Below are 12,105 nucleotides of genomic sequence, written 5' to 3' on the forward strand. Positions count from 1 at the left end.
TCCCTATCTGTTGCGGGCGTGGGAAGTTTGCGAGGACCTGACCTTAGTACGAGAGGACCGGGTTGGACTGACCGCTGGTGTACCGGTTGTGATGCCAATTGCATTGCCGGGTAGCTACGTCGGGAAGAGATAAGCGCTGAAAGCATCTAAGTGCGAAACTCCCCTCAAGATGAGACTTCCAAATAGGGCCCTCAGAGACGATGAGGTCGATAGGCTGCAGGTGTAAAGTCAGTGATGGCATAGCTGAGCAGTACTAATTGCCCAAAAGCTTACGCTACAGTTTTGTTACAGTTTCTACCAGATATGTTAAAGACATAAGACATTAGACGCAAGAAGTTAGACAAGGAATGGAAAATCCTGATACTTGATCCTAGCTACTTAAGTCTTCCAATTTAGGCGGCCTAGCGCAGGGGTCCCACCTCTTCCCATCCCGAACAGAGAAGTTAAGCCCTGCAGCGCCGATGGTACTGGGGTTACACCCGGGAGAGTAGGTCGCCGCCACATTATTCAAAGCCTCCGGAGAAATCCAGAGGCTTTTTTGCGTTTGTTGATTTTTATCGTGGAGAAATACGATCTTGTAATTACTCTGAATGGAGTTTGAGAATATAACCTCTTACATAGGTCAAAGGACTAACTGCGGATGATAGTTAATTTTTTCAATTAAGCTAAATCCCAAATTGGCCAAAGTGATGTTCAAAATGCTTCTTGTGAAAACGCTCCCACTCTTCATAGGTCATTTTTCCGAATCTGGGATGCATAGTCTGTGATTCTGGATTGGATTCGAAAAAAGAATCATATTCCTCTATACTTTTCAAAAGCTGTAATTTCGATGTTTCTAAATCAGGAAAGCGTAGTTCTAATAATTCTTCACCCAAACCCGGAGCCCTCACTCCTCTAGGAAATTGAATTTCTGAATAAATCAAAGCTTGCTTCTGCATCAGCTGTTTTTCGTTCGGCTCAAACTCAGGAATTTTGATTCGGCCATAGGAAAGTTTAACAGTGAGGATCAGATGCTCTACCATATGTTGGGGAGTCATGATTCCAAATTGCCTTTCGCTGGTTTCAGTGAGATTTTTTAATCTCGATTCAATTGTTTCCTTTTTCATTTTCTTGAATTAAAAGAAAAAAGCGACTGATTTAATCAACCGCTTTTTTCAAACTACTTATTACTTATTTCAACTTCCACACATTTCGCAGCCTTCCGGATCGTCCAACGAACAGGTTATTGCGTCTTGTTTTTGTGTTTTTGCCAATTCAACTTCATTTACTTTTTCAACTTTTTGATCTAATGAGGATTTATCCAAAGTAAATTTAATTGCTGCGGAGGCAGCCTGTGATCTGAGGTAATACATACCGGTTTTTAGCCCTTTTTTCCATGCATAAAAATGCATTGAAGTCAATTTGCCAAAATTGGGATCCTGCATGAAAATATTCATACTCTGAGATTGACAAATATAGGCACCACGATCTGCAGCCATATCTATAATTACCTTTTGAGAGATTTCCCATACGGTCTTATATAGATCCTTGATGTTTTGAGGGATTCCAGGAACATTCAGCACTGATCCATTGGTGGAAATCAGTCTATTTCGCATGTTATCATTCCACAAGCCAAGGTTGATCAGGTCTTTCATCAGGTGTTTATTGACCATGATAAACTCTCCTGAGAGAGTCCTTCTCGTGTAAAGGTTGGAAGTATAGGGCTCAAAGCACTCGTTATTGCCCAGGATTTGAGAGGTGGATGCAGTCGGCATTGGAGCAACGAGCAATGAGTTTCTCATGCCGTACTTTTTCACTTTCTCTTTCAATTCGCTCCAATTCCATCTGCCTGACTTAGGAGTAACTCCCCACATATCAAACTGAAGAATGCCTTTAGAAGCAGGGCTTCCATCGTAGGTTTCATAGGTGCCTTGAATTTTGGCAAGCTCCATGGAAGTCTCGACAGCCGCAAAATAAATGGTCTCGAAAATATCCTCATTCAAACCACGAGCTTCTGGAGAGTCAAATGGCATTCTGAGCATGATAAATGCATCAGCGAGACCTTGGATACCCAATCCAATAGGCCGATGTCTGAAGTTTGATCTTCTGGCTTCCTCTACCGGATAGTAGTTCACATCGATGACCTTGTTGAGGTTCTTAGTGGCCACTTTGGTGATCTCATAGAGTTTCTCGTGGTCGAAGTATAGTTTGCCGTCCTTGCCAGTCTGTACGAACTTAGGAAGGGCCAAAGAGGCCAAGTTACAAACCGCAACTTCATCAGGTGCGGTGTATTCGATGATTTCTGTACAGAGGTTAGAAGACTTAATTGTTCCGAGATTTTTCTGATTTGATTTTCTGTTTGCGGAATCTTTGTACAGCATGTATGGCGTTCCTGTCTCGATTTGAGATTCCAATACTTCAAACCAAAGTTCTTGTGCTTTGATGGTCTCTCTTGCTCGGCCTTCCCGCTCGTATTTTTCGTATAATCGCTCGAATTCTTCTCCGTGGCAATCAGAAAGGCCTGGAGCTTCATTTGGACAGAATAACGACCAATCCTCATTTTGCTCCACTCGTTTCATGAAAAGATCAGGGATCCACAGGGCATAGAACAAGTCTCTTGCTCTCATTTCCTCTTTTCCGTGGTTTCGCTTTAGCTCAAGGAAATCCTTGATGTCAGCATGCCAAGGTTCCAGATAAATAGCAAAGCTGCCCTTTCTTTTTCCTCCTCCCTGATCGACATAGCGAGCGGTCATGTCAAAGTTTCTCAACATGGGCACGATCCCATTGGAGACTCCGTTGGTTCCTTTGATATAGCTTCCTTTTGCTCTCACATGGTGAATGGAAAGACCAATACCTCCGGCTGACTGGGAGATTTTGGCGCACTGCTTGAGTGTATCGTAGATTCCATCAATGCTATCATCCTTCATCGTCAACAAAAAGCAGGAGGAAAGTTGTGGCTTAGGGGTACCCGCGTTGAAAAGGGTAGGCGTTGCGTGGGTAAACCAACGTTCTGAGAGTAGATTGTAAGTCTCAATCACAGAAGGTATATCCTCTCTGTGAATTCCTACAGCTACCCGCATGAGCATGTGTTGCGGACGCTCCACTACTTTTCCGTCTAGACGGATCAGGTAGCTTTTCTCGAGGGTTTTGAATCCGAAATAATCGTATCCAAAATCCCGTTTGTAATCAATGGCTTCATCAAGGTGTGCAGCATTCTTCTTAATGATGCCGTAGACTTCAGTATCAATCAACTGGGCATTTTCTCCAGTTTTGGGATTGACGTAGGTGTACAGTCTTTTCATTGTATTGGAGAAAGACTGACTCGTTGTTTTATGAAGATTCGAAATGGCAATTCTTGCTGCTAGTATGGCGTAATCAGGATGCCTTACCGTAAGGGAAGCACAAACTTCAGCAGCCAGATTATCCAACTCTGAAGTGGTCACTCCATCGTATAGCCCATCAATTACTTTTTTAGCAACCTCAATAGGCTGAATAAATTTAGGGTCAAGCTCATAGCAAAGGTTCTCGATCCTGGCTGTGATTTTGTCGAATCTTACGGATTCTCTTCTTCCGTCGCGTTTGATTACAAGCATACTCGGGTGGTTTTAGATATTATGGAAAAATGGGTGATTAGAAGTCTTCTTCGATGGAGAAACGGGCTGATGACTCGCCTACTTCGGTTGATTTCATGACCCCGGCTTTCTGATAGTCTCCCACTCGCTTTTCAAAGAAGTTGGTCTTACCCTGAAGGGATATCATATCCATGAAGTCGAATGGATTGGTGCTGTTCCAGACTTTTTCGCAGCCTAACTCCATCAAAAGGCGGTCTGCCACGAACTCTATGTACTGGCACATCAAATCAGAGTTCATTCCGATCAAGCGCACGGGTAGTGCATCGGTCACAAATTCCTTCTCGATGGCTACTGCATCCATGATAATCGCTCGAACCGTTTCTTTTGGAAGTGGATTTACTACGTGCTTGGTATATAGATGACATGCGAAGTCGCAGTGTAATCCTTCGTCTCTGGAGATTAATTCGTTTGAAAAAGTCAAACCCGGCATCAGGCCACGCTTTTTCATCCAGAAAATGGAACAAAAAGATCCCGAAAAGAAAATCCCTTCAACTGCGGCGAAAGCAATGAGACGCTCCTGGAAGTTTCCGTTGTCAATCCATCGCAACGCCCAGTCTGCTTTTCTTTTGACACAAACGATGTGCTCGATGGCATTCAAAAGACGATCTCTCTCGGCGTTGTCTTTAATGTAGGTATCGATGAGGAGGGAATAGGTTTCAGAGTGAATGTTTTCCATCGCGATCTGAAAGCCGTAGAAGAATTTTGCTTCGGTGTATTGAACTTCAGAGACGAAATGCTCCGCCAGATTTTCATTTACTATGCCATCACTGGCAGCAAAAAATGCCAGTACATGAGAAATGAAATGACGCTCCCCATCACTTAAATTTTTCCAATCAGTCAAATCCTGACTCAAATCGATCTCCTCTGCCGTCCAAAAACTTGCCTCTGCTTTTTTGTAAAACTGCCAAATGTCATTGTGCTGAATCGGAAATAGCACAAAGCGGTTGTTGTTTTCTACTAGAATTGGTTCCTGCTGCATCTTGCTCTCTCTTGTTTTATTTGTCTTATAGTTACCAAAAGCTTTAAATACGCTCTTTGTTTGTGTCGGGTGATGGAAAAGGCTGCCTCCTCAGAACAGCCTTTTAACAAATATGTGGAGCAAAACCTGAAAAAAAAACCTCTAAAGTACTGCTTCAAGGTAATTTTTGACTAAGAGTCGAAAAATACATAAAATACTTGTTATCAATATATTGAAGTTTAATAACTAATGTAAAAAATTAATCATTTTGTCATTTTGAGCGGTTTGAATTTATTTTCAACATTTTTAAAAAAGTTTTCCACAAGATATTTTGACTCACTTTTTGACCAAAAGTCAAAAAGTGACATTTTGACTTTTCCTTAGTTTTACCTTGAAAGCCAACTGTTTACCATTTTCACCTTTCAACTCATTCTAAAAATAGTTTTCGATTTTTTGTAATTTTTGGAGTTAAAATCGGGTTATTCACTGCGTTCCGATTTTTATCTTTTCAAATCGCAAGTTTATCAGAATGGAATTCCGAGCAATGTTTTTTTCTTCTGATAACCTTTCTTATATTTGCACTCCGATTTCGGCAAAAGAATCAACTAGTCATGTACGCAATTGTAAACATCGCAGGAAAGCAGTTCAAAGTAACAAAAGATCAGTACGTCTATGCTCCCAAGCTGGACGGTGACGCTGGCGCTTCCGTGGAATTTGATCAGGTCTTATTGGCGGAAGCTGAAGGCACTGTGTCAGTTGGCGCTCCGCTATTAGCAGGAGCCAAGGTATCCGGGAAAATCCTGGATCATGTAAAAGGTGACAAGGTAATCGTTTTCAAAAAGAAGCGAAGAAAAGGTTACAAGAAGAAGAACGGTCACAGACAGGACTTCACCAAAGTTTTGATAGAAACTATTACTCTGTAAGCATTCCTTTCAGGAATTATAAACTCATAAGAACATGGCACACAAGAAAGGTGTAGGTAGTTCCAAAAACGGTAGAGATTCTCATTCTAAGAGATTGGGCGTTAAAAAATTCGGTGGCGAGGCAGTAATTGCCGGCAATATTATCATCAGACAGCGAGGTACTAAGCATCATGCCGGACTCAATGTAGGAGTTGGAAAAGATCATACGCTATTTGCTTTGGCAGAAGGTGTGGTGACTTTCAAAACAAAAGCGGATGGCAGATCTTATGTTAGCGTTTTGCCTTCTGAAGCCTAAGCTTAACAAACTAAAGGTAGCCTCTTCGAAAGAAGGGGCTTTTTTTTTGCCATGATTTGAGGTAAATCACCTCTAATCATTTTTTTTAGGAAAGTTTATTTCTTACTTCTAACTTTTAAATTGTATTGACACCAATCTTACCGTATATGAAGACTTATTTACGAATGGGCTGGTTAGGTTTCTTCCTAACACTGCTTCTAACTAGTGCCAACCTACAGGCCCAAGAAATCCCTGATCCCAAAATTTATGATGCCGTTCAATGGCGTTTAGTCGGTCCTTTTAGAGGTGGTCGCGCTGATGGAGTGACCGGTGTCAAAGGAAGCGGTCATTCTTACTATTTCGCTTCTACGGGAGGCGGAATCTGGAAAACAGTGGACTCCGGCAGAACTTGGAAATCCGTTTCTGATGGATTTTTTGGAGGATCTATGGGGGCAGTTGCCGTGTCGGAAAGCGACACAGCTGTGGTCTATGCCGGTGGTGGTGAGAAAACGGTCAGAGGTAATGTTTCCTTTGGCTATGGAGTTTGGAAAAGTAAGGATGCCGGTAAAACCTGGGTAAGAGCTGGCTTGGACAAAAGCCGTTTTATCTCCCGACTGAGAATTCATCCAACAAATCCGGATGTAGTCTATGCTGCGGTCCTAGGAGATATCTTCAAGCCAGATGCTACAAGAGGAGTTTTTAAGTCAGTAGATGGTGGGAAGACTTGGGAGAAAGTTCTTTTCGTTAGCGATGTAGCGGGAGCTGTAGATTTGGTTTTAGATCCAAAAAATCCTGAAATTCTATACACCACCACTTGGGAAGTCAAACGCTCCCCATATAGCCTCGAAAGTGGCGGACCAGGTTCCAAAATGTTTAAATCCACCGATGGAGGCAAAACCTGGGATGAGCTTTCTGCCAAAGAAACTTTCCCGAAGGGGACTCTGGGAATCATGGGCATCACAGTTTCCCCAATAAACCCAAATCGACTTTTTGCAATTATTGAAAATGAAAATGGTGGCGTCTATACTTCTAAGGATGCCGGGACAACTTGGGAAAAAGTAAACGAGGATCGGAATCTCCGTCAGCGCGCTTGGTATTATTCCCGAATCTATGCCGATACCCAAGACGAGGAAACGCTATATGTCCTGAATGTAAGCTATCATAAATCAACAGACGGAGGCAAGACTTTCAAAGGGGCCAATGCACCTCATGGAGATCACCATGACCTTTGGATTGACCCGGAGAATAACCAACGAATGATCATTGCTGATGATGGAGGAGCGCAGGTTTCTGAAGACGGAGGTGTGACTTGGTCTACCCTGATGAATCAGCCGACTTCGCAATTTTACAGGGTAACAACTGATAACAGCTTCCCTTACCGGATCTACGGAGCCCAGCAGGATAATTCCACGATAAGAATCCGTCACAGAAACGATGGAGGCTCCATCACAGAAAGTGATTGGGAACCTACGGCAGGAGGAGAGTCAGGTTGGATTGCTCCTGATCCTTTGGATAATGACATCGTGTACGGGGGGTCCTATGGCGGGTATTTGACCCGGGAAAATCACCGAACAGGCACTTCCCGCTCGGTCAATGTCTACCCTAACAATCCCATGGGGCATGGTGCAGAAGATATGAAATATCGATTCCAGTGGAATTTTCCGATTCTCTTTTCTCCACATGATCCTAAGATGCTCTATACCGCAAGTAATCAGATGCACCGCTCTAACAACGGCGGGCAAAGTTGGGAAGTGTTTTCCCCTGATTTGACGCGAAATGACAAGAGCAAACTAGGTCCATCCGGAGGTCCGATCACCAAAGACAATACTTCTGTAGAATATTATGCAACGATATTTACAGTTGCCGAGTCACCACTTAAAGCCGGTGTAATCTGGGCAGGCTCCGATGATGGATTGGTTCATGTGACTCAGGATAATGGTAAGTCCTGGCAGAATGTGACTCCGAAAGACATGCCTGAATGGCTTCAGATCAACAGTATCGAAGCGAGTCCTTTTGGAGCGGGGGAAGCCTACTTTGCAGCAACCGGATATAAAAGCGGGAACTATGAACCTTACCTTTACAAAACCAAGGACTATGGAAAAACTTGGACAAAAATCACCTCGGGCATTGACCCGGAGCATTTCACTCGGGTAGTCCGAGCGGATCCGGCGAAAAAGGGAATGCTCTATGCTGGTACCGAAACCGGGATGTACTTTTCCAAAAATGACGGGACCAGCTGGCATTCACTCCAATTGAATCTTCCGATTGTACCGATCACGGATTTGGCGATCAAGGAAAATAACCTGATTGCGGCGACTCAAGGGCGTTCGTTCTGGATCATAGATGATCTGACCGTTTTGCATCAAGCCGAGCCTGGGCTTGAAAACAAGACATTTCACCTGTTCAAGCCACAGGATTCCTATCGAATTGATGGTATCAAGCGAGCCAGCGCCACAGCAGGAACCAATCGTCCCGGTGGTGTTTTGGTGTATTATTTCCTGAAAGAAAAGCCAAAAAGCGAATTGAAAATTGAATTTTTCGATGCCGCCAATCAACCGCTCCGAGCCTTTTCTACCAAAGGAATCAACGGCGACACATTGAAAGTGAAAGAGGGTTCGAATGAATTCAACTGGAATCTGAGAATTGAAAATGCAGTGGGCTTTGATGGATTGATCATGTGGGCTGCAAACCTGCGTGGTCCTAAGGTGATCCCGGGAACATACAAAGTTCGGCTTACTGTGGATGGACAATCACAGGAAGAAAGCTTTAAAGTCCTTGCGGATCCACGCTATGAATCTACGCAAGCTGAGTTGGCCGAACAGTACGAATTCTTGTTGGGAGTAAGAAATAAGCTTACAGAAACTCACGAGACCATCAAATTGATCAGAGCTTATCGAAGCGAGTTGGATTCCTTGGAAACCAAACCAAATAATCTCGATGCGATTAAAGCTGAAATGCAGGAAATCGAAGAAACACTATACCAGACCCAAAATCGAAGTGGTCAGGATCCTTTGAACTTCCCGATCCGACTGAATAACAAATTGGCTCACTTGAATTCTGTCGTTGGAAATGGGGATTATAAGCCTACTGATGGAGCAGTGGAAGTGAGACAAGAAATCACAGAAAAGATTGATGTTCAGTTGGCCAGATTCCGAAAACTGGAACGGGATCAGATTTCACGCATTCTGAATATTGATGAAATGCGAACGAAACTTGAAATCAAAAAGTAAAGAAAAAGGCTCCGGGCCTGCCTGCCGGAGGTTGGAGTGACCCGGAGGCATTTTTTCTTCAGACCTGTCAGGTTTTAAATACCTGACAGGTCTATACTGACCAAAACACTTGAATTCAATTGCTTAGAGATGAATTAAAACCTTCAAAAAGGATTCTTGAAAATCAGAAAATCCGGTTCGTCGTCAAAAGACGCCGCGAGATAAAAAGTCGACTCTTTGAGAAACATTTTCTTGGGTTTGATTTTGACTTCTTCCAATTGAGTTTCCCGAGTCAAAGTTAAATTCAAATCAAATTCAAATAAATAGGTGTCATAGGAAATACCATCCAAAGCCAGCCGATAGCCAAGTTTATAGAGCTTTTGATTCGTTTCATCCACTACCGGTTGGAGAAAGTTCATCCGCTTTTCTAATTCTTTTTTAAACTCCTTTTCTTCCGATTCATTTTTGGCTCTGAAAATTTCTTCAATCGGCATCAAGTCTTCGAAAAATTTAGAACTGTTAGGTTTGGTATTTAAAGTGTCTCCATTATCCATGTAAGCGGTCATATTGGGTCAACTACGGTTTACGATTGGAAATCCGCCGGGAAAATCATTGATCACAAAAGAAGGGGAAGAAGAGAATGTGAAGGATTTGACCATAGAAATTATAGATGAATTCTTTATCAAATCAACAAATGGAATTTCTCTTAGAAGAAAGGAGTCGCTTTTCGGATTATAGCTAAGCACCTGTGATTCGATAGCGCCTATTTCTCCTGTTGTGAAGTAGAATTGTTCACCTTTATACAGAAATCCTATATTCGAAAATTTCTTGGCCATTTCAGGATTAAAATAAAACAGGTGATCTACCCGTATTTTATCCATTAATTTTCCTTCTTGATTAAAAAAATAAAATGCATTGTCACCTTGAGCGATAAAGTTTTGGTCGTCCAGCCGTTGAAAGTCAATCAGCCAGTCCCCAATACCATCCGTACCTTCGGAAGGCATTTTTAAGGTCGAGAGAAGTTTTCTTGATTTTAAATCAAGGGTGTATAAATATCTCTTTTCTAAGTTGAAAATAAAATAGGTAGACGCTTCATCAGACATCGCTGAAGAAGCCAAGAATTAACCTTCTTCTCCTAGATCGATGATTTCATTTTCTGAATAAAAGATTAGCGTATCTGTTTTAGAGGAGTCTTTTGAAAAAGGGATAGTGGAATTTTCTCCACATGAGTAGAATATTGCGGTAAAAAAGAGGTTAAGGAACACTAATTTTTTCATAAAAAAATTAGGGGTCATTTGAGACTCACTATTCCGATAACCGGATTTTGCTCCTCAGTTGCGGTATTCGAAAATGACGCTTTTTGTACGAAATAGAGCTGCTCTAATGAGTTTCTGAGAGGATGGAGTTTGAGCTTATTTGCATGCTCATCCAGTAATCCTCCTTCAAGATTATAGCCTGTTGAATTAACTTCATTAAACACAAAAAACATCTTTTTAGAATTTTGAGTGTATTCACAAAAAAGGTAAGATCCTGAAACGAAAATATTATAAATCCAAACATTTTTGATTCCCTTTTCATTGAAGTGTGGCTGTTCAAACTCAAGCTTTCGATGGGGAATCAGCTTTCGGTTCGCTACTTGGTACAAGGTGTCCCGAATAAATTCTTCATTGGTGAGAACAGGGGTAAATAAAAAATAGGATTCTTCACGACTGGAAATGAAATTTTTGAAGGGATATGACGCAGCAGTTTTATTTTTTAAAATGACTGTTCTGAAAGGAATCGAATCTTGATTTTGGAATTTTGAATCCAAAAAATGCAAGTAAGTTTCATTGGCAAAACCTTCCTTCACTGGTTTTTCATAAGATTGGGAGATTGTCCACACCCCATTCTCAACAATTGTTATATAATCTAAATTCTTAAGAGTCAGATGCTCTTCGATAAACTCAAATTCTTTTGAAAAAATCAAGAGTCCTCTGTTTGTAGCCAAGAAAATCCTTCTACTGGTTGAGTCTACGGCAAAACTTCGCACATATTTATATTCACCTGGTCCTTCTCCATCTGTTCCGATTCTACTGACAAATTCCCCCTTTCTATTGAAAGCTAGCAATCGACTGTTCAAATCTAGGATAAAGATTAATCCTTCAGAAATCTGTAAATCAACTATTTCCATTATCAATCCTTCTGGATGAGTCTCAAGCGGAATCAATTCTACAGATTTAGAAAAATCAGATAGTTTTAAATTGGAAATGGGAAAGTTGGAAATAATTACTGTCTTGAGTTTATTATTTGAAGAACCAGTGCATCTAAGAAATAAGACCCCTATGATCATCCACAAAACACTTGAAAAACCAATTCTAAAATTCATGATTTCAAGAGAAAACTGAAGTTGTTTTAAATTTAATATGCTTTGCTATGGAAAAAAGAAAGTTTTGAGATTACCCAAACCTCTTGTAGAAGTTGTATTATCCTTGATTTAGTTAGAGAGTCCTAGGCAAGTGACTCCTTGCGTCCCACATGAAACATTAGCAGTAGCTAATGCCTCCTGAGTATTATTTGCCATGACTAACATAGGATTAGACCCATAGCCAGGATCACCTACATGTCCGCAATTGCATTGCCAAAAATCTCCCCCTTGGATTTTGGCCATTTGTTCTCTTTTTAGTACCTCGTCAGAACTGAGTCTGAGCATTTCCAGGCTTAACTTTTCCATACTACTATTTTTGATTTTGATGTAGCTTAATCGGACCTTCCGATCAAGATTAATAAATACAAATTACTTGGCCATTACCGGTTTACCTATACCCAATTTACTAAGTTTCAGTAAATATTTACTGAATTATGTATTCCTGATTTACCTTAGATTGATCATTTCGCTGTGGGCTGAGGTGAACTTTATAAGATTTTCAAAATGTAACTTGGCGCCGATGGTCTTAAACTCCATGGCCTCAGCGGCGTCACTGAGCTTCAGTAGGCTGCTTCCTTCCCAGGTCCTTTCCGATATATCCCGGATTTCCTTCAGGGAGATCAGCTTTCCATATTCCTTGGAGATTAACCATAACCAAGTGCGGCTGCAGTCTTTTGAATCGGGATGTTTGTAGTTGGAGAAGGTGGTTTTCAAAAATTACATTAC

The 12,105-nt window shown here is 41.6% G+C and carries 10 protein-coding genes and 2 rRNA genes; 5 read left to right on the forward strand and 7 right to left on the reverse strand.

What is annotated here, in order from left to right:
• Positions 1–277, forward strand: a 23S ribosomal RNA gene (locus C4S61_RS14880); the annotation flags it as partial.
• A gap of 115 nt (positions 278–392) precedes the next feature.
• Positions 393–504 (forward strand): 5S ribosomal RNA (gene rrf, locus C4S61_RS14885).
• A gap of 161 nt (positions 505–665) precedes the next feature.
• Here rrf and C4S61_RS14890 read toward each other — a convergent pair.
• From C4S61_RS14890 to C4S61_RS14900, 3 genes are all read right to left on the reverse strand, one after another.
• Positions 666–1,106: a DUF1569 domain-containing protein gene (locus tag C4S61_RS14890; protein ID WP_103925605.1), complete on the reverse strand. Its 441-nt coding sequence runs from the start codon at positions 1,104–1,106 to the stop codon at positions 666–668.
• A gap of 69 nt (positions 1,107–1,175) precedes the next feature.
• A complete protein-coding gene (locus tag C4S61_RS14895) occupies positions 1,176–3,572 on the reverse strand; it encodes a ribonucleoside-diphosphate reductase subunit alpha (RefSeq protein ID WP_103925606.1) in 2,397 nt (798 codons plus the stop codon).
• Positions 3,573–3,609: 37 nt separating this feature from the next.
• Positions 3,610–4,590, reverse strand: a complete 981-nt coding sequence (locus tag C4S61_RS14900) for a ribonucleoside-diphosphate reductase small subunit (protein ID WP_103925607.1) — start codon at positions 4,588–4,590, stop codon at positions 3,610–3,612.
• A gap of 590 nt (positions 4,591–5,180) precedes the next feature.
• On the opposite strand from C4S61_RS14900, the gene rplU reads away from it, so the two are divergent.
• The 3 genes from rplU to C4S61_RS14915 all read left to right on the forward strand — a co-directional run bounded on the left by rplU (position 5,181) and on the right by C4S61_RS14915 (position 8,996).
• Positions 5,181–5,492 carry a 50S ribosomal protein L21 gene (rplU, locus tag C4S61_RS14905; RefSeq protein WP_103925608.1) on the forward strand — a complete coding sequence of 104 codons (312 nt, stop codon included), beginning with the start codon at positions 5,181–5,183 and terminating at the stop codon, positions 5,490–5,492.
• 34 nt (positions 5,493–5,526) lie between these two features.
• Positions 5,527–5,787, forward strand: coding sequence for a 50S ribosomal protein L27 (gene rpmA, locus C4S61_RS14910; protein ID WP_103925609.1), 261 nt, complete (start codon positions 5,527–5,529; stop codon positions 5,785–5,787).
• Between the two features lie 146 nt (positions 5,788–5,933).
• A complete protein-coding gene (locus C4S61_RS14915; RefSeq protein WP_103925610.1) occupies positions 5,934–8,996 on the forward strand; it encodes a WD40/YVTN/BNR-like repeat-containing protein in 3,063 nt (1,020 codons plus the stop codon).
• A 143-nt stretch (positions 8,997–9,139) separates the two neighbouring features.
• Here the strand turns inward: C4S61_RS14915 and C4S61_RS14920 are convergent, their stop codons facing one another.
• The 4 genes from C4S61_RS14920 to C4S61_RS14940 all read right to left on the reverse strand — a co-directional run bounded on the left by C4S61_RS14920 (position 9,140) and on the right by C4S61_RS14940 (position 12,093).
• A complete protein-coding gene (locus tag C4S61_RS14920; RefSeq protein ID WP_146064419.1) occupies positions 9,140–9,541 on the reverse strand; it encodes a hypothetical protein in 402 nt (133 codons plus the stop codon).
• A gap of 6 nt (positions 9,542–9,547) precedes the next feature.
• Positions 9,548–10,078, reverse strand: coding sequence for a DUF4221 family protein (locus C4S61_RS14925; protein WP_103925612.1), 531 nt, complete (start codon positions 10,076–10,078; stop codon positions 9,548–9,550).
• Positions 10,079–10,266: 188 nt separating this feature from the next.
• Positions 10,267–11,340 (reverse strand): 6-bladed beta-propeller, encoded by a 1,074-nt coding sequence (locus C4S61_RS14930; RefSeq protein WP_103925613.1) that lies wholly within the window; start codon positions 11,338–11,340, stop codon positions 10,267–10,269.
• A 486-nt stretch (positions 11,341–11,826) separates the two neighbouring features.
• Positions 11,827–12,093 carry a cysteine peptidase family C39 domain-containing protein gene (locus C4S61_RS14940; protein ID WP_103925615.1) on the reverse strand — a complete coding sequence of 89 codons (267 nt, stop codon included), beginning with the start codon at positions 12,091–12,093 and terminating at the stop codon, positions 11,827–11,829.
• Positions 12,094–12,105: the final 12 nt, after the last annotated feature.

This window comes from Algoriphagus boritolerans DSM 17298 = JCM 18970, from assembly GCF_900108085.1.
In the GTDB taxonomy this organism is placed as follows: Bacteria; Bacteroidota; Bacteroidia; order Cytophagales; family Cyclobacteriaceae; genus Algoriphagus; species Algoriphagus boritolerans.

What these genes read in the sequence shown, in the direction of transcription:
- C4S61_RS14890 (WP_103925605.1), bottom strand. Translation starts at nt 1,106, where the DNA reads ATGAAAAAGGAAACAATTGAATCGAGATTAAAAAATCTCACTGAAACC.
- C4S61_RS14895 (WP_103925606.1), bottom strand. Translation starts at nt 3,572, where the DNA reads ATGCTTGTAATCAAACGCGACGGAAGAAGAGAATCCGTAAGATTCGAC.
- C4S61_RS14900 (WP_103925607.1), bottom strand. Translation starts at nt 4,590, where the DNA reads ATGCAGCAGGAACCAATTCTAGTAGAAAACAACAACCGCTTTGTGCTA.
- rplU (WP_103925608.1), top strand. Translation starts at nt 5,181, where the DNA reads ATGTACGCAATTGTAAACATCGCAGGAAAGCAGTTCAAAGTAACAAAA.
- rpmA (WP_103925609.1), top strand. Translation starts at nt 5,527, where the DNA reads ATGGCACACAAGAAAGGTGTAGGTAGTTCCAAAAACGGTAGAGATTCT.
- C4S61_RS14915 (WP_103925610.1), top strand. Translation starts at nt 5,934, where the DNA reads ATGAAGACTTATTTACGAATGGGCTGGTTAGGTTTCTTCCTAACACTG.
- C4S61_RS14920 (WP_146064419.1), bottom strand. Translation starts at nt 9,541, where the DNA reads ATGACCGCTTACATGGATAATGGAGACACTTTAAATACCAAACCTAAC.
- C4S61_RS14925 (WP_103925612.1), bottom strand. Translation starts at nt 10,078, where the DNA reads ATGTCTGATGAAGCGTCTACCTATTTTATTTTCAACTTAGAAAAGAGA.
- C4S61_RS14930 (WP_103925613.1), bottom strand. Translation starts at nt 11,340, where the DNA reads ATGAATTTTAGAATTGGTTTTTCAAGTGTTTTGTGGATGATCATAGGG.